A 23,113-nucleotide genomic window follows, 5' to 3' on the forward strand; every position below is an offset into this window, starting at 1 on the left:
TCCTCATATTAGTGATCCACGACTTCGACAAACTCAGAGCCGAAACGCTTCACTGCTTCTTCCACCAACGGATCCGGCGCCTCTTCCTGTGAATCTTCCGGAGCTTCGACTTCTTCGCTCTCTGCTGCTTCCGTTCCATTTTCCTGCTGATGCTGCTTATACTCTTCCTTAACCCTTTCCCATTCATTTGAGAGGATCGTGTATGGCTCCAGTTCTTTCCCTGTGATTTCCCGAAGGGCGTCGATAACTTCCTGGCGGAACTTTGTTTCAATCATGTTGCGGTGCATTTCGTTTTTAAAGGCTAAAAGCACGGCTGATTCATTCACGATCACTGGTTTAGAGTTGTTCAGCCAGGCATGTCCAGGCACGCTTCTCGCCCGCATCGCATTCATCACATTGTTCCATTGATTGGCCAGGTCCTGCAGGTCCTGCTTCGTCGCTGTTTTTAGAATCTCCCTAACTTTACCCTGGGACGGGGAAGAAGAAGCTCCTTTTTTGGAAGCACGCTTGGCCGGTTCCGGCTTCGGCTCTTCAGCTGCAGGAGCTTCCTGAACCGAAGCTGCTGGGGATGCCGGTTTTTCTTTCAATGCTTTTTCAAGCGACGCAATACGGTGTTCGAGACGCTCAGTTCTGTCATCCGAAATACTGCTTTCGGCCACCGGGGCGGCACTGCTAGAAGAGAGGTGGCAGGACTGAATCAGCGCAACCTCCAGAAAGATTTTAGGATGGCTCGACCAGCGCATATCCTGGTGAATTTTATTTAACTGATCAATCATCTGGTAAATCCATTCTGTCGGGACGTCAGAAGACAGGGATTCAAATTCCTGATCAAGCGTAGCCCGGTCCAGTAGCTCCTGCATCCCCGGAGCCGCCTGGTGCAGCAGCATATCCCGAAGATAGTAGATAATGTCTTCCATAAAACGAACCGGGTCTTTGCCTTCCTTTACCAGACGGTCGGCTGCCTGAACCGCTTCAGCTGTATTCTGCTCCTTCAATGCGCGCACGGTATCTGTCAAAAACTGCTGCGAAACGGCACCGGTGATCGCCAGTACGTCCTCTGCCTGGACCGCATCTTCAGCAAACGACATTGCCTGGTCAAGCAGGCTGAGCGCATCCCTCATGCCACCTTCCGCCGCCCGGGCAATCAGGTAAAGCGCCTGTTCCTCCGCCGAATCCTGCTGCTCATCGAGTATATATTTCATGCGTTCGACTAGCGTCTCCGGCTGGATACGCTTAAAATCAAAACGCTGACAGCGGGAAACTATCGTAAGCGGAATTTTGTGCGGCTCCGTGGTCGCCAAAATAAAAACAGCATGCTTCGGAGGCTCTTCCAATGTTTTCAGCAGCGCATTGAAAGCCCCGGTCGACAGCATGTGTACCTCATCGATAATATACACTTTATAACGGATATCCCTCGGAGCGGCAATCACGTTTTCGCGGATATAACGAATTTCATCCACACCGTTATTGGAGGCAGCGTCAATTTCTATTACATCCACGACTGAACCGTCCATAATGCCTCTGCAGGCATCACACTCGTTACATGGTTCAGCTGTCGGAGCCTGCACACAGTTAATTGCTTTGGCGAAGATCTTAGCGGCACTCGTTTTTCCTGTTCCTCTTGGACCGCTGAATAAGTAAGCATGGGAGAATTTTTCCTGCACGAGGGCGTTTTGAAGCGTTTTTGTAATATGTTCCTGGCCTACTACGTCTTCAAGCAGCTGCGGCCGCCACATCCGGTATAAAGCTTGATGGCCCAACCATATTCCCCCCTTCTTTTCCGTTTCTTCCTCTATTCATTATACCTATTTATAAAGGTATTTTCAAAACTCAAACGACCTGAGGAAGCATGCAAATATAAAAATAAAACGACCCCTGAAACGGAATCGTTTAGCTGATATGTTTATAGAGCCGTGCACCTTTCTTCGACAATATTTTCATAAGCGTTACCTGCGCAGTTTGCTCGGTCCAGGCAGCTCTGCGGCACACGGAAGAGTCCGCTTACTGCTGCTTCCTTCCGGACCTGACAGGGTTCGCGGGTTTCCGTTGCGCAGAACCTGGACGTCAACACCACTTACGCAGGGCAGACCCTACAAAAATAAAGCCTCGGAAAGGGATTCGGTCTTGCTATAGCGGATTGCAAGTACAGGGCACCGCTACCTCCCCACTTAGCACGGCAAATGGGTTCACTATATTTAGGCACTTCTTATCGAAGCGCATTAATAAGTATATCTATTTTTTCGATAATATGCAACCGGTGAAGTTTAATCGGCAGACATGGATTTACAAGAACTTTTACCGACTTCTTTTTCTTCCCATTCGGCAATCTTTTCTTTAATCAGATGAGGCGGTGTATGCATGATTTGCTCAGCCGGGACATTCAGCTTTTCGGAAAGCTTCTGCGCTGTTTCCACGGTAAATTGATTTGAACGCACTGGAAAACCTCCTGTTTATTCAATAATTTTGTTAAATATAGCACGGCCTGCTTCTATATTCCAAATAGAATTAAACGACTGTAGAGCTATTCCCCGTTTTCTTTCTTATTATTCTTTTTCTTATCTCTCATTCGCCGGAAAAATGACGTGAGAAGATTTGCACAGGCGGCGCTTTCAACTTCGGGAATGACGTCACAGCGGTGATTAAAGCGCTCCTCCTGAAGCAGGTTCATCAGCGTTCCGGCGCAGCCTGCCTTTGGGTCATACGCTCCAAAAACGACGGAAGGCACCCGGGACTGCACAATAGCCCCTGCGCACATCGGACACGGTTCAAGTGTAACGTAAAGCGTACATTCCTCAAGCCGCCAGCTGTTTAAAAACGTACAGGCTTCCTGAATGGCAATCATCTCAGCATGAGCGGATGCCTGCTGATCTTCCTCGCGCCTGTTCCGCCCCCGACCGATCACTTCATTCTGATAAACGATGACCGCACCAATCGGTACTTCTCCAGCTGCTTCTGCCTGCTCTGCCTCGCGGATGGCTTCCTGCATCCAATATGTATGTAGATCCATTACCGTCTGCCCTCTTTTCACTCGTAACGGATAGTGGCGTTAAAAAAAACTGCCGTCTGGGGCAGTTCTCACTGTAAATTAATGGCGGAGGAGGAGGGATTCGAACCCCCGCGGGCCGCAAAGCCCCTGGCGGTTTTCAAGACCGCTCCCTTCAGCCAGACTTGGGTACTCCTCCGTGCTGAAAAATATGTAGCTTGGTGACTGACAACGATAATCATAGCACAGGCCTAACCGTTGATCAACCCATACAGAAAGAAAATTTCCCCGTTCCTCTACGGCTTACGGAACGGGGAGATATAATTTATACCGGTGCCTGCTGCTGCATCTCTTCAAATTCTTTACTTGTGCACAGCACGTAGTGATCCTTTGTTACTTCCCGGAATTCAGGCTCTTCGCTCTGGTCATGATCTTCCGGGTTATAAGCAAGCCGGCGTCTTGTGCGCTCGTGTACCGGATCCGGCTGTGGAATCGCGGATAAAAGCGATTTCGTATACGGGTGCAGTGGATTTCTGTACAGCTCTTCACTCGAAGTAAGCTCAACCAACCGTCCGAAATACATGACACCAATACGGTCGCTGATATATTTTACCATGGACAAGTCGTGGGCAATAAACAAGTACGTTAAATCCTCTTCCCGCTGAAGCTTTTTCATTAAGTTAACCACCTGCGCCTGAATCGACACATCGAGAGCCGAAATAGGTTCATCGGCAATGATAAATTCGGGCTTCACAGCAAGCGCCCGCGCAATCCCGATCCGCTGGCGCTGGCCCCCGCTGAATTCGTGTGGATAGCGCTCCGCGTGCTCCCTGCTCAGCCCAACCGTTTCGAGCAGGTCATACACACGCTGGCGCCGTTCTTCTTTATCCTTTGCAAGTCCGTGAATATCAATGCCTTCCGCGATGATATCAATGACTTTCATCCGCGGGTTCAGCGAGGAATATGGATCCTGGAAAATCATCTGCATCTGGCGGTTAAACTTTTTCAGCTCCGCCCTGGATTTTTTTCCCTGCACATTTTCTCCCTTGAACAAAACTTCTCCGTTCGTTGCTTCATACAGGCGGATAATCGAGCGCCCGGTCGTTGACTTCCCGCAGCCCGATTCTCCTACAAGTCCAAACGTTTCCCCTTTGTATATATCAAAATTCAATCCATCGACTGCCCGCACGACACTCTTTCTGCCTGTTTTAAAGTGCTGACTCAGATTTTTGATTTCCAGTAATTTCTCATCACTCATATCTACTGTCCTGCCTCCCATTTCCCGTCCATCTCCTCAATGCGCTGCTGTACTGAGGCGGGTGGTTGTACGTCCGGTGAGTTTTCGTGCAGCAGCCATGTCGCTGCGTAATGCGTCTCAGAGACCTGAAACATCGGCGGTTGCTCTTCGTAATCAATTTTCAGCGCGTACCGGTTCCGGGGAGCAAAGGCGTCTCCCTTGGGCGGATGAAGCAGGTCCGGAGGCGTTCCCGGGATGGCAAACAACTCTTCCTCGCGTTGATCCACTGTCGGCATGGAACCGAGGAGACCCCATGTATACGGGTGCTTGGGATTATAAAAGAGTTCATCGACAGAACCGATTTCTACAATTTTACCAGCATACATGACTGCCACCCGGTCCGCTACGTTAGCAACAACGCCTAAATCGTGCGTAATGAAAATGATCGAGGTTTCAAACTCTTCCTGAATATCTTTCATAATATCGAGAATTTGCGCCTGAATCGTTACGTCGAGCGCTGTTGTCGGCTCGTCTGCGATCAATACCTTCGGGTCGCAGGCAAGTGCAATAGCAATGACCACCCGCTGGCGCATACCGCCGGAAAACTGGTGCGGATACTGATTCATTCTTGCCTTCGCATCCGGAATCCGGACCAGCTCCAACAGCCGCACCGCTTCTGTTTTCGCTTCCTCTTTGTTCATGCCACGGTGCATCCGCAGCCCTTCCATCACCTGAGTTCCTACCTTCATCGTCGGATTCAGGGACGTCATTGGATCCTGGAAAATCATCGCAAAATCCTTGCCCCGGTATCTGGTCATCTGTTTATCGCTCAGCTTGGCAAAATCCTCATCCCCGTATAGAATATTGCCGTTCTTAATATACCCCTTCGGTGCCGGAAGCAGTCCCATCAGCGCTTTTGTCGTCACCGATTTGCCCGATCCGGACTCGCCTACGATCGCCAGCGTTTCCCCTTTTCCGACTGAAAAACTAATGTCTCTTACCGCCTGAACTTCACCGTTGGCGGTTTTAAAGGAAACACTTAAATTTTTCACTTCTAAAATGGTTTCATTACTCATGTTCGTTCCTCCCACATTCTAATCGCGCATCTTCGGATCAAACGCATCACGCATACCATCAGCCAAAATGTTAAAGGCAATCATTAGCACCGACAGCACGACGGCTGGAAATATTAATACGTGCGGCGTAGTCTGCAGAGCGTCAAAGCCATTATCAATCAACACCCCGAGCGAAGCGTTTGGCGCCTGCAGGCCCAGACCGATAAAGCTCAGAAAAGCTTCGAAGAAAATCGCACTCGGAATTGTAAACATCGTGTTTATAATGATTAAGCCTAATGTATTTGGCACCAGATGCCTTGTAATAACTTTAGAATTAGATAAACCGAGCGTCTGGGAAGCCAGCACAAATTCTTCGTTTTTCAGCTTTAAGATTTCTCCCCGGACGATACGCGACATTCCGATCCACCCGGTAATCGCTATCGCAAGCGATATAGAGAGAATACCCGGATCCAGGACAACAATCATCAGAATTAAAATAACTAGATTTGGGATACCGGAGAGAACCTCGAGTATCCTCTGCAGAATGTTATCTGTCCTTCCGCCAAAGAAACCGGAAATACCGCCGTAGGCAACACCGATAAACAAATCAAGCAGCGTCGCAATCAGGGCAATGTAAAGCGATACCCTTGTACCGTCCCACGTTCTTGTCCACTGATCGCGGCCGAGCCGGTCTGTACCAAACCAGAAGTTCCCTTCCACGCCGGCTTCTGCATAAGTATCAACACTTGCCTGAACCTGGGCGGATCCTACAGAACCATCGCCTTCACTCAGCGTTTCATATTCTACGTAGTCTCCTTCGCCAAAACGGCTCTCAGCGTTCATTTGCGCCTGCTCGGCAGAGATATGCTCGAATACATAGGTTTCCTGGCCGTCCATATTTAAAAACCCAATGTTTTCTAAAACAGGTGCTTTCGGAGGCAGGTTAGATCTCGATAGATCCTGCTCTCTCGGCGTATATTCATTCATCATTGGGCCAAATATTGCAAGAAGTGTAATTAATACTAAAGCGGCCAGGGAAATCATAGCTGCTACATTTTTACGCAACGCGCGGAACGCATCCTGCCAAAACGTTCGGCTTTTACGGTTTATTTTCTCGGTTTCTCCTTCTCTGACGTCTGCCGGAGAAAACAATTCTTTATTATATTTTTTTTCTTTGTCATTTTCGTGCTGCATAATATATTATTTCCCTCCATCCAGGCGGATTCTCGGATCGATGATGCCGTAGAGAATATCAATGATTAAAATAATCAGAACGAACAAGAAGCTGAAAAACAGCGTTGTTCCCATAATCATTGGATAATCGTTAGTCGTTACAGCTGTAACAAACTGTTCCCCGATCCCGGGCACCGCAAAGATTTGCTCGATAACAAGCGTTCCGGTCAACAGACTGACCGCAAGCGGACCGAGCACTGTAATTAGTGGAATCAGCGCATTACGCAGCCCGTGCTTCAAAATTACAGAAGACCATTTAACCCCTTTGGCTCTTGCCGTCATAATATAATCCTTATTGAGTACTTCAAGCATTTCCGTACGCATAAACCTCGCACAAATTGCCATAGGGAATATTAATAACGCAATTGTCGGCATAATGGTGTGGGCAAGTGTGCCCCATGTGGCGACCGGCAATAGTTGCCATTGCACGCCTAAATAATATTGAAGAAGTCCTGCAAAAATAAAAGACGGAATGGAGGTCCCAATAACTGCAAGCAGCGTGGAGCCAAAGTCTAAAATACCGTTATGAAAAATAGCAGCAATCAGCCCGAGCATAGCTCCCAGAATAGAGCCTATAATCAACGACTGAATTCCGAGCTGCAGGGACGGGCCTATCCGGTTTCCAAGTATCGAGGAAACGTCCCGGTTATCAAACTGAAAAGAAACCCCCAGGTCCCCCTGGACGAGGCCAAGCATGTAGTCAACATATTGCAGCGGCACCGGCTTGTCCAATCCGTACTGCTCCAGCACAATTTGCTGCTGGGCTTCCGGCAGGCGGTCGGCAGCGCTCAGCGGTGTTCCTGGCATCAATTTCATAAGAAAGAATGTAATACTGGCGATAACAAAGAGTGTAATCGCCATATAAACAATCCTTGTGACAATGTAACGAGCCATGTGCTTTTTTCCTCCTTAGAGATTTTTGATGTTTTTCTTTGATACTCATCTTTGTAACTTAACAGGAAACAAGGGAAAAGAGAGTATAAGCCAATTATCATGGATATACTCTCTTGCCCCCTGAAAATATTATTTTATTTAGTTTTTATTCTTCTGTCGCGTCTTCGTTCATGTAGGCCCATTTGTATTCAAAATCAGGACCAGCAGAGTTTACGATAACTCCCTGCAGCGCCGGGTTCCAGAGGTAAGCCTGGGAGCGCTGGTACAATGGTGAAATTGCGGCATCCTCTTCAATGAGAATCTGTTCCATCTGGAGGAAGTTGTCCCAGCGTGCTTCCGGCTCTGTAGCCAAATCACTGTTTGCTTCTTCGAGAAGGGAATCATATTCTTCGTTGGAGTAGCCCATATGGTTATTTTCGCCGTCAGTTTCAAACAGGTTCATGAAGGTGTTTGGATCCACGTAGTCTGGTCCCCATCCGGCAAACTGCATGTCATAGTCCATGTTCGTGTCGCGGTCCAGACGCTCCTGGAAAGGCACTTCTTGAACATCTACCGTAAGCCCTTCAAGGTTGGTTTCCAGCTGTTCTTTAATATAGGCGTTGGTGTTCTGGGCTGTTTCTGTGTCATCACCGAGGAAACCAACCTCTACACTGTCAGAACCAAGCTCTTCAAGTCCCTCTTCCCAGAGGTCCTGAGCTTCTTCTTTGTTTACTTCAGCAAGGTTTCCATTCTGTTCACGGAAGTCTTCTTCACCGTCCGGACTGAATACAAAGTCGGCTGGCATTAAGCCTTCAGCAGGAATAGATCCGTTGTTCAGTATCGTATCTGTTAATCCTTCTTTATCCACAGACATTTGGATAGCCTTACGAATGTTTTCGTTATCGAGAGCTTCGTTGCCTTCCTGGTTCATTTTAAGATAGAAAACAGTCGGCTCCTCTACCGTACGGAAATCCTGCTCCGTGCTGTACTCGTCCACAAATTCTGCACTAACTCCTGTACGGTCCACTTCTCCGGTGTCGTAAAGGTTAACGCCGGTAGATACTTCTTTTACAACCTGGACGTTGATTTCTTCAAGCTGAACAGCGTCTGCGTCCCAGTAGTCTTCATTTTTCACAAACTTCATGCTTTCACCCTGATTCCACTCTTCCATTGTGAACGGTCCATTCGTCATCATGCTGTCAGGTCCTAAGGCATAATCATCTTCCTGCTCTTCCATAAATTCTTCATTTAATGGAAGGAAGGTTGGGAACGTAGCTAATGATTCAAAGTAAGGTGTCGCTTTTTCAAGCGTTACCTCAAGTGTGTGTTCATCCACTGCTTCGACGCCCAGTTCTTCCGGATCTGCTTCTCCCTCACTGATCTCGGTAGCATTGTCGATAACGCCACCCATCATGTAAGGGCCATATTCAGAAGCCGTTTCCGGATCCACAGCACGCTGCCAGGAATAAACAAAGTCTTCAGCTGTGACCGTGTCCCCATTTGTCCAGGTGGCATCCTCCCGGAGGTTGAATGTATACGTAAGAGCGTCATCACTCACTTCCGGTTCCCCCGTAGCAATCCCTTCTTCTGTCTCACCGTTTTCACCGAGGCGATAGAGACCTTCATAAATTTCCCCTGTCCACTGAATACCGTATGTATCGGTGGTGAGTGACGGGTCCATGGAAGGAATATCCGCAGACTGCGCCAGGTTGACTACCTGCTCGCCGCTTGCCTGGCCTTCGCCGCCTCCGTCACCACCGCCGTTGCCGCCGTCTCCGCCGGACTCTCCGCCCCCGCCGCCGGAACACGCTGCAAGCACTGTGCTTGCTGTTAATGCAGAAGCTAATACTGTCATTTTTGTCTTTTTCATAAGATATGTTGACCTCCCCAAAACTTTCGATATTTTATTGTGTAAAATTTCTGTTATCTCTATATTTACAAAGTATACAAGATATTGCGAATATTTTCACTAATTTTTTGATTTTTTGCGAAAATGAAAATTTATTCGCTTTGTCTATACGAAAAGCATTAATATTTTTCCCAAAGGGCAATTATTCGTAAATGAGATATTTCGTTCAGCGGCAGGCAGCAGTTATGCTATAATAATGGGCGTTATAAAATTCCTGAAGGAGTTCCGTCTATGCATTGGAAGCTGAATCTCTCCATATTTGCCGTTAATTTAATAGTTGCTAGCCTGCTGTTTTTCATTTTTTCTCCGGCCTTTGGGCTGCTGAATGTGATCAATTATGTGTTTTATGTAGCTCTGTTTTATCTAATCATTTTCATTGCAGCGTTTGTAATGCGCGGAGGATTTTTTGATGCCATTACCCACAGCTTTCGAAAAGTGGCTCACCGCCTCGCCCCCTCCAGACCTTCAACTCAAGGCTGGGAACAACGGCTTGCTCCGTCCGAGGTCATTCAGACTTCTTTTTTCCGTATGCTTTTCATTCAAACAATTGCACTGGTTAGCCTGGATCTTCTGCTGCTTGCTGTATACTACGCAGTTAATTAAATTTTTCCAGATTCATCAGCGCCCGTGGTACCACCACCTTTAATGTTTATATTCATTCAGGAGTTAAATAAGAGAACGAATCCTTATACTGTTTTAATTCCACATTCACATCAGCGTTCAAAATTCCGTCAATTTGTGCTAAATCTCTGTTAACAAAATTCACTAAATCCTCGTTATTTCTAAAATAAGCCTGTAAAATTAAATCATGATTACCAGAGAAAGCACCGACAAACCTTACTTCGGAAAAACGCTGGAGCTTACTCGCAATTTCGTCCTGCATCCCGAGTTTTGTGCTCAGCCCGATAATCGTCTGTACATCTAGGCCGATTTTGTTCGGATTGGTATGTATGATAAATTCAAAGACGTTATGCCGGAGCATTTTGTTAATTCTTGAACGGACAGTCCCCTCACTTACTCCCAGACAGCGGGCAATTTCACTGTATGACTCCTTGCCGTTAGCCTGCAGATACCCGAGTATCGACATATCTACCTGATCTAATGAAACGCTCATTGGCATCCCTTCTCTTTTTCCCATTCTCACCTTGATGACCTTGCATCCTTTATTACGAATTACCGAGACAACCGCAGCTCAATTTAGTAATTTCGTAACAATTCCCCGGGTGGATTAACGTAATTATAAGTAATTGTTCTTATTATTGCAATATTCGTGAAAGAATTTTATGAATTTTTTTGTAAGATTATATAACACTATATGATTCGAAAAAAGCCCCGAGATACTCCCTATACTACAATGTAATCGCTTTCATTACAATCGCAACCTCGAAAGTATTTTGCATAACTATAAAAAACTCTGGCCGTCTAAAGCGTCCAGAGTTTTATTGAAGCTGGATTATTTTGCTGTAATATATTCTTTGTTGCCCATATAACCGCGCAGCACTTCAGGAATCTTAATGCTGCCGTCCTCCTGCTGATGGTTTTCCATGATCGCTGCCACTGTTCGTCCCAAAGCAAGCCCTGAGCCGTTTAGTGTGTGCACAAATTCCGTTTTTGCATCGCGGTCCCGCTTAAAGCGGATATTCGCGCGCCGGGCCTGGAAATCCTCAAAATTACTGCAGGACGAAATTTCTTTATAGTCTTCATAGCTAGGGAGCCATACTTCGATGTCGTATTTTTTCGCTGCCGTAAAGCCTAAGTCCCCCGTGCACATATTCATCACACGATACGGAAGATCGAGCAGCTGCAGTACTTTTTCGGCGTGGCCTGTTAGAGTTTCAAGCTCTTCATAGGAATCTTCCGGCGTCGTAAACCGTACAAGCTCCACTTTATTAAACTGGTGCTGGCGGATTAAGCCGCGAGTGTCCCTTCCTGCCGAGCCTGCTTCAGATCGGAAGCACGCACTGAAAGCGGTATAGGCTTTCGGAAGTTCTTTTCCTGCGAGAATTTCTTCGCGGTGCATGTTCGTGACAGGAACTTCTGCCGTTGGCACGAGAAAATAGTCCTCTTCCTGGATTTGAAAAGCATCCTCCTCAAATTTCGGGAGTTGGCCGGTGCCGGTCATGCTGTCGCGATTCACCATATACGGGGGAATCAATTCTTCATAGCCGTGTTCATCGCTGTGCAGATCCATCATAAACTGAATCAGCGCCCGTTCAAGACGTGCCCCGGCTCCTTTATAAAACATGAACCGGCTTCCGGTTACTTTGGCAGCCCGCTCGGCATCAAGCATATTCAGATCCACACCGAGGTCCCAGTGCGGCTTCAGGGCAAAATCAAACACCGGTTTTTCTCCCCAGACTCTCACCTCTTCGTTATCTGATTCATCTTCGCCGACTGGAACTGTTTCATGTGGAACATTTGGAATGGAAAGCAGAATATGCTGCAGGCGTTCATCCTTTTCACGGATTTGTTCATCCAGTTTTTTAACCCTTCCTGATACGTCCCGCATTTCCGTAATCAATTCATCGGCGTCTTCTTTGTTTTTCTTTTTAGCTGCGATTTCATCGGATACGGTGTTGCGCCGCTGTTTTAACTCCTCCGTCTCCTGGATCAGTTCCCTGCGTTCGCGGTCGAGTTCTTCAAAGGAATCCAATTCACTGATATCTTCATTTCGCTTCGAAAGCTGCTCTTTTACTGCATTAAAATCATTTCGCAATCGTTTAGGGTCTAGCATAGGTGATTCCTCCTTCAAATAGTAGCTGTTTATATATTATAAAAAAGCCCCGCCCCTGTGAATCAGGGACGAGACTTTAATTTCCCGCGTTGCCACCCTCGTTGCAGTAAACTTTACTGCCGGCTTTCTCTCATCCATTAACGGGGACGAACCGAAAACGGCTACTTTCGTTCACCGTTTTACTCCGGACGGGATTCCTTTCGCATTTTCATCGGTTCACACCAGCCACCGACTCTCTGAAGAAAAAAGCAAAAGTACTATTGTCCATCAACGCGATTGTATTTACACATTTACTGCTGCCTGTGCTTCACGTACCATCTGTACGAAATACTGATGAAACCTGCGGTCGCTCGTCAGCTCCGGATGAAAGGAGCAGGAAAGCAGATGATCCTGCCGTGCAACCACGATTTCATCTTTATATTCTGCAAGCACTTCGACATTTTGTCCAACTTCCGTAATCAACGGGGCCCGGATGAATACCGCTTCGACATCATCCGCGACTCCGCGAATGGAAAGCTCGGTTTCAAAGCTTTCACGCTGACGGCCGAACGCATTACGCTGAACCGTCATGTCCATCAGTTCGAGATGGCCTTCCGGCTCGCCTACCACGTCAGTAGCCATTAAAATCAATCCGGCACATGTGCCAAACACTGGTTTTCCTGCTTTGGCGAACGCCTGCAGCGGTTCAAAAAATTGATATTTTTCCACCAGCCGTCGCATCGTCGTGCTTTCGCCGCCTGGAAAGACCAACCCATCAATTTCTTCAAGCTGTTCTGGCCGTTTTACGATAATAATTTCCGTATCAGGGGCCTCTAAACTTTTGACATGTTCACGAACAGCGCCTTGAAGAGCTAAAACGCCGATTTTCATCACGAGTAAAAACCCCCTGGATTTATATTACTGACTGCGGTCCTGCATACGGTCAAAGCCTTCAAGCTGGGAAATATCCATCCCGCTCATTGCAGTACCCAGTCCTTTGGACAGCTTAGCGATCAGCTCATAGTCTTCATAGTGCGTGGTCGCTTCTACGATGGCCCGGGCAAATTTATCCGGATATTCGGATTTGAAAATACCGGAGCCTACGAATACACCGTCGGCGCCGAGCTCCATCATTAAAGCGGCGTCGGCTGGTGTTGCTATGCCGCCTGCTGCAAAGTTAACGACTGGAAGGCGTCCTTCTTCGCGAATTTGAAGCAGCAGTTCGTACGGCGCACCAAGATTTTTCGCTTCTGTCATTAATTCGTCCTTCGACAGGCCGATCACTTTGCGGATTTGAGACTGGATCAAACGCATATGGCGTACTGCTTCCACAATATTGCCCGTGCCCGGCTCCCCTTTTGTCCGAAGCATGGAAGCTCCTTCACCAATACGGCGGGTCGCTTCACCGAGATCACGAGCTCCGCAGACAAACGGAACCGTGTACTCTGATTTATCCATATGATACACATCGTCCGCCGGTGTAAGCACTTCGCTTTCATCAATATAATCAGCGCCCAGTGATTCGAGCACCCGCGCTTCCACGATGTGGCCGATACGGGCTTTTGCCATTACAGGAATCGATACAGCGTCCATCACTTCCTGAACAATTGTAGGATCTGCCATGCGGGCTACGCCGCCGGCAGCACGGATGTCTGAAGGCACCCGTTCCAGTGCCATAACAGCTACTGCTCCTGCCTCTTCGGCGATTTTCGCCTGTTCTCCGTTAACGACGTCCATAATAACGCCGCCTTTTTGCATTTCAGCCATGCCTCTTTTAACGCGGTCTGTTCCTCTCTCTGCCATACTTCAGCCCTCCAGCTCCATTATTATATCTATTGCCACCGATCTTTGCGGTGTAATAATAACACTCAGTAGTCCTATTGTAACACTATACTATGTCCGGATAAAGCATCTTGTTTGCAGCTGAAAAAGCTTTTATGCCAGCTTTTATTTACCAGCAGCTGCGTGCCATACGCTGATGAACAGGTTGCTGACGCTCTGCACAATATTTCCAAACCACCCGCGCTCCTCTACGGCTTCATCTGCTGTCAAAGGTACTTCTGTACGGCTAGCTCCGCCCTGCACATACGAGGCTTCACTGTTTGCGACGACCACTGTACCGACTTCTTCTCCCTTTTCGATCGGGGCTTCACTTTTGGATACGGCAATTTCATATTCCGGTTCTATTTCCTCCGACGAAATGAGCTCCAGCTTTTCTCCAGCCGTCACGTCTATACTTTCTTCCTGTCCGCCTTCGACTTCAATGGATGATTCCCCATCGATTTCTGCGCCCTTCTCCACGAGTGTCCGGCTTTCAAGCTCACGTTCGGCATAATCGTATAGTTTAGCCGTTTCGGTAAAGCGCGACATTTTCGTTTCTGCATTCATCACTACCGATATATATCTGTTTCCGTCCTGTTCGATCGTCCCGGTAAAAGCATTACCAGCCAGATCAGTGGTGCCTGTTTTCAGGCCGTCCACTCCTTCGTATTCCTGCTCAAGCCCTGGAAGCATTTTATTCCAGTTAATCATATCGGTTGGTTCTTCCGTGCCTTCTTTGAATGTCTTTTTCGGAATGCCAGCCACATCAAGCACTTCAGGATACTCATCTAAAAGATGATAAGCCAAAAGGGCAGTATCGTTTGCCGACATCATGTTCTCTGCATTTTCTTCGCTGCCTTCCGGGGCGTGATCCATCATCATGGAATTATTCAGCCCGGTCGCATTCACGAATTCATAATTTTCCATACCAAGCTCTCCGGCCTGCTGATTCATTCGATCGGCAAAGGCTGCCTCACTGCCCTCGATATGTTCTGCCAGAGCTATCGTTGCGCCATTCGCAGAGTAAATGGCCATAGCCTCGTAGAGCTCTTCCACTGTATAGGTTTCGTCCTGGCGAAGAGGGACGTTTGATAAATTTGTTTGAAGAGAAAGTTCGCGGACTTTATCGCTGATTGCTACTTCATCGTTCCAGCTGATATCTCCGTCCTCGACTGCTTTGTTTACTATGTATTCTGTCATCATTTTGGACATGCTGGCCGCAGAAAGCAGTTCATCGGTATTGTCTTCAAAAACTACCTGCCCTGTATCTGCATCTATCATAATAGAAGCGCTTGCTTCTATATCTGGCTCTGCCGCTTGAGCCGGCACGCTGCCGAACGTCCAGATAGCTGCAGCCGCCACGCAGGCAACACCTGCTGTTTTTAACTTATTTCTCTTCAATCTCTGCACCTCCGTGGTGTTTTGCTATCGCATATTTTACCACAGCCCCATTTTAAAACATACCTGTCATTGTTCCTTTTATAAAGCCGCCTGCACTCGACAACGTTCATAGATATTTCCCGGGAAATATCTATCGACATAAAAAAGACGGGAGCCGGCGGCTCCCGTCTTTCGTTCTTAGGAAGAGTAGTTTGGTGCTTCTTTCGTAATCTGCACGTCGTGAGGGTGACTTTCCCGCAGGCCGGCGTTAGTAATCCGCACAAAGCGGGCATCTTCACGCAAAGATGAAATTGTCGGGGTACCGCAGTAGCCCATACCGGCCCTCAAGCCGCCAAGCAGCTGGTGGATCGTATCCTTCAGCGGGCCTTTATAAGGGATACGGCCTTCAATGCCTTCCGGTACAAGCTTTTGGCTGTTTTCTTGGAAATAGCGGTCCTTGCTTCCCTGCTCCATAGCGCTCATCGAGCCCATGCCACGGTAAACTTTAAACTGGCGGCCCTGATAAATTTCACGCTCCCCAGGACTTTCTGTCACTCCTGCAAGCAGGCTGCCGAGCATCACTGCATGAGCACCGGAAGCCAGAGCTTTGGCGATATCGCCGGAATATTTGATTCCGCCGTCGGCAATAATCGGTACGTTATGCTTATCCGCTTCTTCTGCACACTCATATACAGCGGTGATCTGCGGAACACCAACGCCAGCTACTACACGGGTTGTACATATAGAGCCCGGACCGATGCCGACTTTTACAATATCGGCGCCTGCCTCGATTAAATCCCTCGTGCCTTCAGCCGTGGCCACATTTCCAACTATCAGCACGACATCAGGATAGCTGCTGCGGATTTCTGCAATTTTGTCGAGTACGCCTTTGGAGTGACCGTGGGCAGTATCGATCACAATTGCGTCGGCTTCTGCTTTAACCAGAGCTTCCACACGTTTATCCGTATCGGCGCTCACCCCGACAGCCGCTCCGACGAGAAGTCTCCCCTGGGTATCCTTTGCCGAATGAGGGAATTCGATTACCTTCTCGATGTCTTTAATCGTAATCAGGCCTTTCAGGGTGCCATCCTTTTCTACAAGTGGAAGCTTTTCAATCCGGTGTTTCTGCAGTACATCCTCCGCTTCCTCAAGCGTAGTTCCCACTGGTGCTGTAACGAGATTGTTGGCGGTCATCACTTCTTTGATTCCAATCGAATAGTCTTCGATAAAGCGGAGATCGCGGTTCGTAATGATTCCCACCAGCTTTTGGTTCTCGTCAACGATCGGTACGCCGGAAATGCGGTATTTCCCCATTAGATGTTCTGCATCGAACACCTGGTGGTCCGGGTGAAGGAAGAAAGGATTCGTAATAACTCCGCTTTCTGAGCGCTTCACCTGATCCACCATTTCTGCCTGGGCTTCGATAGACATGTTTTTATGCACTATGCCAAGACCGCCGGCCCGTGCCATCGCGATCGCCATATCTGCTTCCGTCACTGTATCCATTCCAGCGCTTACAACAGGAATATTTAAAGGAAGCTTATCGGTTAACGATGTCCGTACTGATACATCCCTTGGATGAATATCAGATCTTGCCGGTAACAATAAAACGTCATCAAATGTTAGACCTTCTTGGGAAAACTTATCTGCTCGCACGAATCTTCCTCCTTCAAAATGGTTGATTTTACAGGATTTCTCACTGTCCTGCTGCCTGTAACTATATTTATTTCTAATATCTTATCACGTTTGAGCCAGACTCAGAAGTAAAAGGAAGATGTTTTATTTTTCCGAAAATTTATAAACAGGCGCTAATAATTATGTAAAGGATTTCAAAGCTGTATCCACCATGCTAGATCACATGGTGGATGGATGACTTTTCATTTAACTGGACGACCTGACCGTCTTTATCAAGCTGAACCAACGGATATTCTATCTCACGGCGGTCCATGTGCACGATCGAAGCAGAGCTGCCGTCGGCGAGCTGCACTTTCTTTCCGGTCATTACAGTAATGAACTGCTCTGTTAATGTTTCGACGACGGCGGGAGGAAGCTTTCCAAACGACTGCACCGTCAGCTCACGCATTGCATGAAAAGCCGATTTTCCCTCATTCTCCAATCGTTCGCTTGCCATGGCGTGATACATGTCCGCCGCTGCTACAATGCTGCTCAGCACATATATTTTGCCGCTTTTCATCCCGAATGGATACCCGCTTCCATCCTCACGTTCATGGTGCTGCAAAATAGCCAGCAATACCTCATCACTGAGCATACCGGTAGCCTTTGCCATCTGGTAGCTCTGAATCGGATGCTTTCCCGCCTTCTGACGCTCTACGGCAGAAACTCTGGCCAGGGAAGCGTCACATAAGAGCCCGGCGAGCGCCGCTCCAAGCCATTCCTTCCGGGTGCAGCCATGCTTTTTAGCCAGCAGCGCAGCTAAAAGCGCCACTGATACCGCATGATGACTTTCGTACTTTTCCTGTTCTGCAAACTGATAGCTGGTAAATATATGAGAAGCGTTTTCTTCAATATCCTCGAGCAGGGGAGCAACAACGGCACGTGCTTTTTTCATTTCAATCGGGGCTCCAGCTGTCCATGAGCGCCACATGACTTCATGCGCTTCCACTGCTGCATCATAAACGTCTTCAAATCTCGGCTGATGATGCCCCGTGGCTGTCTCAGCCTCTTCAGCTGGAGAAAAGGGATCACCATTGACAAGCACCGGCTTCACTTCAATATACTCCACAAGAAATTGTTTGATAATATCGACTAAATGCTCTGTCAGCGCCGTTTGTTTTCTGACCACCGGTGTTTCGTTCACTGCATAGATATCGTTCACCAGGACGCATCCAGGCACTGCCTGATTAATATGTATCCGCATGGAGACCACTCCATTCCTACTAATATAATACTTATATTTTACTATTTTCCCCGGAAAATACCACTACTTTCCCTGTTCTCATGAAGGTTTTTAGAATAAAATTCCATTTTTCATGCAAAAAAGCCCAGCCGTTTAAACTACGGCCGGACTTCAAACTATTCTTCCTCTGATTCTGTTGGAACGTTTTCTTCTTCGATGGCTTCATGTTCAATTACGGGCGCCACCGTAGAAACAGCCTCGCCTTTATCGAGACGGATGAGGCGCACGCCCTGCGCGTACCGTCCAAGTCTCGAAACATCGCCTACCTGCATACGGATCACCACTCCCTGAATGGTCATCACCATCAGGTCGATGTCCAATGGCACCGAACGCATCGCTGCGAGTTCTCCTGTGCGGCTTGTCAGTTTAATCGCCTTTAACCCTTTGCCGCCCCGGTTCTGCTTACTGAATTCTTCAATTGAGGTAAGCTTCCCGTATCCTTTGTTCGTTACCATTAGTATCATTTCATTCTCTACTGAAATATCCATACCTACTACTTCGTCATCTTCGCGAAGCGAAATGGCTTTAACTCCGGAAGCCGTCCGCCCCATCGAGCGCACGTCCTCTTCATCAAAGTGAATGGACATTCCCTGCTTTGTGCCGATAATTAAGGAATCGTCGCCGGAGGTGAGACGCACGCCGTGAAGCTCATCGTCCTCCCGGACGTTAATAGCGAACAGGCCGCCCTTGCGGATGTTTGAAAAGGCCGACAGCACAGTTCTTTTCGAAATTCCTTTTTTCGTCAGGAAGAATAGATAGGCGTTTTCCGAAAATTCCTCGATCGGAATCACCGTGCTGATATATTCACCTTTATCGATCTGAAGCAGATTAATTAACGGAATCCCTTTAGCCGTACGGCTTAATTCAGGAATTTCGTAAGCTTTCAAACGATATACTTTCCCTTTGTTGGTAAAGAAAAGAATTGTCTGGTGGGAATTGGTCGTCAGCAGATGCTCTACAAAGTCATCCTCATTCGTTCCCATTCCCTGTACGCCCCGTCCACCGCGGCGCTGGCTCCGGTACGTATCAATCGGCATACGTTTAATGTAGCCCTGGTGCGAAATAGTGACCACTACGTCCTGCCGCGGAATAAGGTCTTCGTCTTCGATGGAATTCTCTCCTGCTTCCAGACGTGTCCGACGGTCGTCACCGAATTTCTCCTTCACTTCGGTAAGCTCTTCCCGGATGATTTCGAGCACCCGCTCTTCGTTAGCCAAAATTTCTTTCAACTCCCGGATGCGCTCCATCAGCTCCCGGTACTCCTGTTCAATTTTGTCTCTTTCAAGGCCGGTTAAACGCTGCAGTCGCATGTCGAGAATAGCCTGTGCCTGATCTTCACTCAAATCATAGTTATCCATCAGACCATTTCTTGCGATCTCCGTTGTTTCCGATCCCCGGATCAGCTCAATCACCGCATCCAGATGGTCAAGCGCCACCCGTAAGCCTTCAACAATGTGGGCACGGGCCTCTGCTTTTCGAAGCTCAAAAGCAGTCCGGCGCTTAATAACTACTTTTTGATGCTCGAGATAGTGATACAGACATTCTTTGAGGTTAAGCACCTTCGGCTGGCCGTTCACAAGAGCCAGCATGTTAATGCCAAAGCTCGTCTGCAGCGCCGTTTGCTTGTATAGGTTATTTAAAATAACGTTAGCGTTGGCATCTCTTCGTACTTCCACGACGACCCGCATGCCGTTACGGTCTGATTCGTCGCGCAGGTCAGTAATGCCGTCGATTTTTTTATCGCGCACCAGCTCTGCAATACGCTCCACTAGCCGGGCTTTGTTCACCTGATATGGCAGCTCATCTACGATGATTGTTTCCTTGCCTTTTTTATCCTCTTCAATGTAGGCGTGCGAACGGATAATAATTGATCCTTTGCCCGTCTGGTAAGCCTTCCGGATACCCGAGCGGCCTAAAATGGAAGCAGCTGTCGGAAAATCCGGCCCAGGGATGTATTCCATCAGCTCTTCTACCGTAATATCAGGATCTTCACTCAGGGCGAGTACCCCGTCAATAACTTCTTCAAGACGGTGCGGCGGAATATTGGTAGCCATACCCACGGCAATTCCGGACGTACCGTTAACGAGCAGGTTCGGGAAACGCGCCGGCAGAACCACAGGCTCCCGCTCGTTACCGTCATAGTTTTCCTGATAATCAATCGTATCTTTGTTAATATCGCGGACCATTTCAAGCGATATTTTAGACATTTTTGCTTCGGTATAACGCATTGCCGCTGCTCCGTCCCCGTCCACGGACCCGAAGTTCCCGTGCCCGTTTACGATTGGATGGCGGTAGCTGAAATCCTGTGCCATGCGCACCATTGTTTCATAAACTGCGGAGTCGCCGTGCGGGTGGTATTTACCGATAACGTCCCCAACGATACGGGCGGACTTCCGGAACGGCTTTTCCGGGGTCATGCCGAGCTCACTCATTGCAAATAAAATACGCCGATGCACCGGCTTCATTCCATCACGAACGTCCGGGAGGGCCCGGCTGACGATAACACTCATCGCGTAATCCAAAAACGAGGTACGCATCTCCTCGCCGATACCAATCTCCGTGACTCTGGATTCGTTTTCTGCCATTGCAGTAACCTCCTACTTTCTATTCCAGCAGGCTTGAGTGCCTGTTTCTGCTATATTCGATAGAAACCCCCGCTTTAATCTTCCGCGGGGGTTTCTTTGTTTCACCTTAATGCCGGCTCTTATACGTCGAGGTTCTGTACGTAATGCGCGTTTTCCTGGATAAAGTCACGACGCGGCTCTACGTGATCGCCCATCAGTGTTTCAAACACTTCATCGGCCACCATTGCCTCTTCAAGCGTAACCTGCATGGTTGTTCTGGAATCCGGATCCATGGTCGTTTCCCAAAGCTGGGTCGGATTCATTTCCCCGAGCCCTTTATAGCGCTGAAGATTTGGTTTTGGCTGCGCCGGGAGCTCGGCCAGGGCAGGCTGAAGCTCACGCTCGAAAAAGAGATAGCGAACGTATTTGCCCTGTTGGACCTTGTATAGAGGCGGCTGGGCAATATAAATATATCCTCTTTCAAGCAGCGGCCGCATATAACGATAAAAGAAGGTTAGCAGAAGTGTCCGGATATGGGCTCCGTCCACGTCGGCGTCCGTCATAATAATAATCCGGTGATAGCGAGCCTTTTCGATATCAAATTCGTTGCCGATTCCCGTTCCAAGAGCTGTAATAATGGTTCTGATTTCATTGTTGGCAAGAATTTTATCCAGACGTGCTTTTTCCACGTTCAGAATTTTTCCGCGCAGCGGCAGAATAGCCTGGAAATGCCGGTCCCTTCCCTGTTTGGCTGAACCGCCGGCTGAATCCCCTTCGACGATATATACTTCACTGCTTGCCGCATCCTTCGAGGTGCAGTCGGCCAGTTTTCCCGGCAGGGAACTGACTTCGAGGGCGCTTTTACGACGGGTTAACTCCCGTGCTTTTTTCGCAGCGTCCCGGGCTCTTGAAGCCATAAGCCCTTTTTCTACGATCGTTTTCGCCGTGTCCGGATTTTCGCTCATAAACCTCGAAAAATGCTCCGAGAATAATGAATCTGTAATAGTCCGGGCTTCCCCGTTCCCTAACTTTGTTTTTGTCTGCCCTTCAAACTGCGGATCCGGAATTTTCACGCTGACAATCGCGACCAGTCCTTCACGCACATCGTCTCCGATTAAGTTTGGATCGTTTTCTTTGAAAAGGCTGTTCTTACGGGCATAGTCGTTAATAACTCTCGTCAGTGCCGTCCGGAATCCGGACTCATGGGTTCCACCTTCATGGGTGTTAATATTATTCGCAAACGAATACACATTGCTCGTATACCCGTTGTTATACTGCATCGCAACTTCCACCTGAATATCGTTGCGGTTCGCTTCAAGAAAAATTGGCTCTTTGTGAAGAGTATCCTTCTGACGGTTCAGATATTCCACAAACGAAGCAATACCGCCTTCGTAATGGTAGGACTGCACCTGTTCTTCTTCCGGGCGTTTATCCGTACATGTAATATGGAGTCCCCGGTTGAGAAACGCGAGTTCCCGTACACGGGTAGTGAGCGTTTCAAATTCAAACTCGGTCGTTTCTTCAAAGATATCTGAATCCGGTTTGAAACGGATCTTTGTGCCCCGTTTGTCTGTCTTGCCGACTTTTTCGAGGTCGTGCTGCGGGATACCGCGGCGGTAAGCCTGCTGATAAATTTCGCCTTCCCTGTGCACTTCGATATCAAGCGTTTCGGAAAGAGCGTTCACCACGCTCGCCCCAACACCGTGAAGACCGCCGGAAACCTTATAGCCGCCGCCGCCGAATTTACCGCCGGCGTGCAGTACGGTCATAATAACTTCCACTGCCGGCCTTCCCATTTTTTCGTGCATGCCGACAGGCACACCACGGCCGTTGTCTTCTACGGTGATGCTGTTGTCTTTTTCGATCGTAATATATATTTGGTCGCAATAGCCGCCCATGGCTTCATCAATGCTGTTATCAACAATCTCCCACACTAAATGGTGAAGTCCTCTGGACGTTGTAGAGCCGATATACATGCCTGGGCGCTTCCGGACTGCTTCGAGTCCTTCAAGTACCTGGATCTGACTTTCATCATATGAATTTTGATTCATCGACAATCTGTTCACCTTCGCTTCCTGCGGGATCAAATCTCGCGTGTAGTCCGTAAATACATGCTGCCGTTTTCATGTCTTTATAAGCTTAGTCCTCTTTGGCTGACTGTATTTCTTCATGATATTCATCATATTCTGAAATAATCTGCGATCTGCGTTTCAGCGTTAACGAAGAAATAGGAGAGAAATAAACCTTCTCTTTCGTAACTACGACGGACTTTGCTTCGGAATCTGCAATTTGCTCTTTATCGTCATTTTCGACTGCCTGCAGGAACTGTCTTGTAATACTTGAAGAATCCTGACTGTTGCTGTCTAAAATCGCAATGACATCTTTTGAACGTATTACGGTGCCGTCGCCTAAATGTATAAACAATGTG

19 protein-coding genes, 1 tRNA gene, 1 other RNA gene, 1 pseudogene and 1 other annotated feature are annotated in these 23,113 nt (G+C 48.1%); of the genes and pseudogenes, 1 reads left to right on the forward strand and 21 read right to left on the reverse strand.

Translation table 11 applies throughout. The features are described from left to right. Positions 1 to 8: 8 nt before the first annotated feature. The 11 genes and pseudogenes from dnaX to Q9M42_RS15530 all read right to left on the reverse strand — a co-directional run. Complete coding sequence (gene dnaX, locus Q9M42_RS04430; protein WP_322525326.1) at positions 9 to 1,760, reverse strand: DNA polymerase III subunit gamma/tau; 1,752 nt, start codon at positions 1,758 to 1,760, stop codon at positions 9 to 11. Between the two features lie 151 nt (positions 1,761 to 1,911). Beyond that, an RNA gene (gene ffs, locus Q9M42_RS04435) (signal recognition particle sRNA large type) lies at positions 1,912 to 2,177 on the reverse strand. Positions 2,178 to 2,264: 87 nt separating this feature from the next. Beyond that, complete coding sequence (locus Q9M42_RS04440; protein ID WP_322525327.1) at positions 2,265 to 2,435, reverse strand: YycC family protein; 171 nt, start codon at positions 2,433 to 2,435, stop codon at positions 2,265 to 2,267. Positions 2,436 to 2,521: 86 nt separating this feature from the next. Further along, positions 2,522 to 3,007 (reverse strand): tRNA adenosine(34) deaminase TadA, encoded by a 486-nt coding sequence (tadA, locus tag Q9M42_RS04445; protein WP_322525328.1) that lies wholly within the window; start codon positions 3,005 to 3,007, stop codon positions 2,522 to 2,524. An 82-nt stretch (positions 3,008 to 3,089) separates the two neighbouring features. Beyond that, positions 3,090 to 3,182, reverse strand: a tRNA-Ser gene (locus tag Q9M42_RS04450). A gap of 126 nt (positions 3,183 to 3,308) precedes the next feature. Further along, positions 3,309 to 4,241 (reverse strand): ABC transporter ATP-binding protein, encoded by a 933-nt coding sequence (locus Q9M42_RS04455; protein ID WP_322525329.1) that lies wholly within the window; start codon positions 4,239 to 4,241, stop codon positions 3,309 to 3,311. 2 nt (positions 4,242 to 4,243) lie between these two features. Continuing rightward, a complete protein-coding gene (locus tag Q9M42_RS04460; protein WP_322525330.1) occupies positions 4,244 to 5,296 on the reverse strand; it encodes an ABC transporter ATP-binding protein in 1,053 nt (350 codons plus the stop codon). Positions 5,297 to 5,314: 18 nt separating this feature from the next. Beyond that, positions 5,315 to 6,469 carry an oligopeptide ABC transporter permease gene (gene opp3C / locus Q9M42_RS04465; RefSeq protein WP_322525331.1) on the reverse strand — a complete coding sequence of 385 codons (1,155 nt, stop codon included), beginning with the start codon at positions 6,467 to 6,469 and terminating at the stop codon, positions 5,315 to 5,317. 6 nt (positions 6,470 to 6,475) lie between these two features. Next, entirely contained in the window at positions 6,476 to 7,402 is a 927-nt protein-coding gene (gene opp3b / locus Q9M42_RS04470) for an oligopeptide ABC transporter permease (RefSeq protein WP_322525332.1), read from the reverse strand. A gap of 145 nt (positions 7,403 to 7,547) precedes the next feature. Then, entirely contained in the window at positions 7,548 to 9,251 is a 1,704-nt protein-coding gene (locus tag Q9M42_RS04475; protein ID WP_322525333.1) for a peptide ABC transporter substrate-binding protein, read from the reverse strand. After that, a pseudogene (locus Q9M42_RS15530) lies at positions 9,248 to 9,301 on the reverse strand (stage V sporulation protein M); the annotation flags it as partial. The pseudogene Q9M42_RS15530 and the gene Q9M42_RS04475, both read right to left, overlap by 4 nt. A gap of 220 nt (positions 9,302 to 9,521) precedes the next feature. On the opposite strand from Q9M42_RS15530, the gene Q9M42_RS04480 reads away from it, so the two are divergent. Further along, positions 9,522 to 9,893 (forward strand): DUF3899 domain-containing protein, encoded by a 372-nt coding sequence (locus Q9M42_RS04480; RefSeq protein WP_322525334.1) that lies wholly within the window; start codon positions 9,522 to 9,524, stop codon positions 9,891 to 9,893. A gap of 52 nt (positions 9,894 to 9,945) precedes the next feature. Here the strand turns inward: Q9M42_RS04480 and Q9M42_RS04485 are convergent, their stop codons facing one another. The 10 genes from Q9M42_RS04485 to remB form a co-directional block, all read right to left on the reverse strand. Next, a complete protein-coding gene (locus Q9M42_RS04485) occupies positions 9,946 to 10,404 on the reverse strand; it encodes an Lrp/AsnC family transcriptional regulator (RefSeq protein WP_022792933.1) in 459 nt (152 codons plus the stop codon). Between the two features lie 339 nt (positions 10,405 to 10,743). After that, complete coding sequence (gene serS, locus Q9M42_RS04490) at positions 10,744 to 12,024, reverse strand: serine--tRNA ligase (RefSeq protein WP_322525335.1); 1,281 nt, start codon at positions 12,022 to 12,024, stop codon at positions 10,744 to 10,746. A gap of 61 nt (positions 12,025 to 12,085) precedes the next feature. Beyond that, positions 12,086 to 12,304, reverse strand: a binding site (T-box leader). 2 nt (positions 12,305 to 12,306) lie between these two features. Continuing rightward, positions 12,307 to 12,897 (reverse strand): pyridoxal 5'-phosphate synthase glutaminase subunit PdxT, encoded by a 591-nt coding sequence (pdxT, locus tag Q9M42_RS04495; protein ID WP_322525336.1) that lies wholly within the window; start codon positions 12,895 to 12,897, stop codon positions 12,307 to 12,309. A 24-nt stretch (positions 12,898 to 12,921) separates the two neighbouring features. Next, positions 12,922 to 13,806, reverse strand: coding sequence for a pyridoxal 5'-phosphate synthase lyase subunit PdxS (pdxS, locus tag Q9M42_RS04500; RefSeq protein WP_322525337.1), 885 nt, complete (start codon positions 13,804 to 13,806; stop codon positions 12,922 to 12,924). Between the two features lie 144 nt (positions 13,807 to 13,950). Continuing rightward, on the reverse strand, positions 13,951 to 15,225 hold the full coding sequence (locus Q9M42_RS04505; RefSeq protein WP_322525338.1) for a D-alanyl-D-alanine carboxypeptidase family protein: 1,275 nt from the start codon (positions 15,223 to 15,225) through the stop codon (positions 13,951 to 13,953). 177 nt (positions 15,226 to 15,402) lie between these two features. Further along, positions 15,403 to 16,860 (reverse strand): IMP dehydrogenase, encoded by a 1,458-nt coding sequence (gene guaB / locus Q9M42_RS04510; RefSeq protein WP_322525339.1) that lies wholly within the window; start codon positions 16,858 to 16,860, stop codon positions 15,403 to 15,405. Positions 16,861 to 17,053: 193 nt separating this feature from the next. Further along, positions 17,054 to 18,082 (reverse strand): HD-GYP domain-containing protein, encoded by a 1,029-nt coding sequence (locus Q9M42_RS04515; RefSeq protein ID WP_322525340.1) that lies wholly within the window; start codon positions 18,080 to 18,082, stop codon positions 17,054 to 17,056. A gap of 155 nt (positions 18,083 to 18,237) precedes the next feature. Next, positions 18,238 to 20,706 carry a DNA gyrase subunit A gene (gene gyrA / locus Q9M42_RS04520; protein WP_322525341.1) on the reverse strand — a complete coding sequence of 823 codons (2,469 nt, stop codon included), beginning with the start codon at positions 20,704 to 20,706 and terminating at the stop codon, positions 18,238 to 18,240. Positions 20,707 to 20,825: 119 nt separating this feature from the next. Further along, positions 20,826 to 22,742 carry a DNA topoisomerase (ATP-hydrolyzing) subunit B gene (gene gyrB / locus Q9M42_RS04525; RefSeq protein WP_322525632.1) on the reverse strand — a complete coding sequence of 639 codons (1,917 nt, stop codon included), beginning with the start codon at positions 22,740 to 22,742 and terminating at the stop codon, positions 20,826 to 20,828. An 82-nt stretch (positions 22,743 to 22,824) separates the two neighbouring features. After that, positions 22,825 to 23,109 carry an extracellular matrix regulator RemB gene (remB, locus tag Q9M42_RS04530; RefSeq protein WP_022792942.1) on the reverse strand — a complete coding sequence of 95 codons (285 nt, stop codon included), beginning with the start codon at positions 23,107 to 23,109 and terminating at the stop codon, positions 22,825 to 22,827. Positions 23,110 to 23,113 lie beyond the last annotated feature (4 nt).

It is taken from the genome of Marinococcus luteus, assembly GCF_034497705.1.
Taxonomy (GTDB): Bacteria; Bacillota; Bacilli; order Bacillales; family Marinococcaceae; genus Marinococcus; species Marinococcus luteus_A.

What these genes read in the sequence shown, in the direction of transcription:
- Q9M42_RS04515 (WP_322525340.1), bottom strand. Translation starts at nt 18,082, where the DNA reads ATGCGGATACATATTAATCAGGCAGTGCCTGGATGCGTCCTGGTGAAC.
- Q9M42_RS04485 (WP_022792933.1), bottom strand. Translation starts at nt 10,404, where the DNA reads ATGAGCGTTTCATTAGATCAGGTAGATATGTCGATACTCGGGTATCTG.
- opp3C (WP_322525331.1), bottom strand. Translation starts at nt 6,469, where the DNA reads ATGCAGCACGAAAATGACAAAGAAAAAAAATATAATAAAGAATTGTTT.
- Q9M42_RS04475 (WP_322525333.1), bottom strand. Translation starts at nt 9,251, where the DNA reads ATGAAAAAGACAAAAATGACAGTATTAGCTTCTGCATTAACAGCAAGC.
- Q9M42_RS04480 (WP_322525334.1), top strand. Translation starts at nt 9,522, where the DNA reads ATGCATTGGAAGCTGAATCTCTCCATATTTGCCGTTAATTTAATAGTT.
- serS (WP_322525335.1), bottom strand. Translation starts at nt 12,024, where the DNA reads ATGCTAGACCCTAAACGATTGCGAAATGATTTTAATGCAGTAAAAGAG.
- pdxS (WP_322525337.1), bottom strand. Translation starts at nt 13,806, where the DNA reads ATGGCAGAGAGAGGAACAGACCGCGTTAAAAGAGGCATGGCTGAAATG.
- tadA (WP_322525328.1), bottom strand. Translation starts at nt 3,007, where the DNA reads ATGGATCTACATACATATTGGATGCAGGAAGCCATCCGCGAGGCAGAG.
- gyrA (WP_322525341.1), bottom strand. Translation starts at nt 20,706, where the DNA reads ATGGCAGAAAACGAATCCAGAGTCACGGAGATTGGTATCGGCGAGGAG.
- Q9M42_RS04460 (WP_322525330.1), bottom strand. Translation starts at nt 5,296, where the DNA reads ATGAGTAATGAAACCATTTTAGAAGTGAAAAATTTAAGTGTTTCCTTT.
- opp3b (WP_322525332.1), bottom strand. Translation starts at nt 7,402, where the DNA reads ATGGCTCGTTACATTGTCACAAGGATTGTTTATATGGCGATTACACTC.
- Q9M42_RS04455 (WP_322525329.1), bottom strand. Translation starts at nt 4,241, where the DNA reads ATGAGTGATGAGAAATTACTGGAAATCAAAAATCTGAGTCAGCACTTT.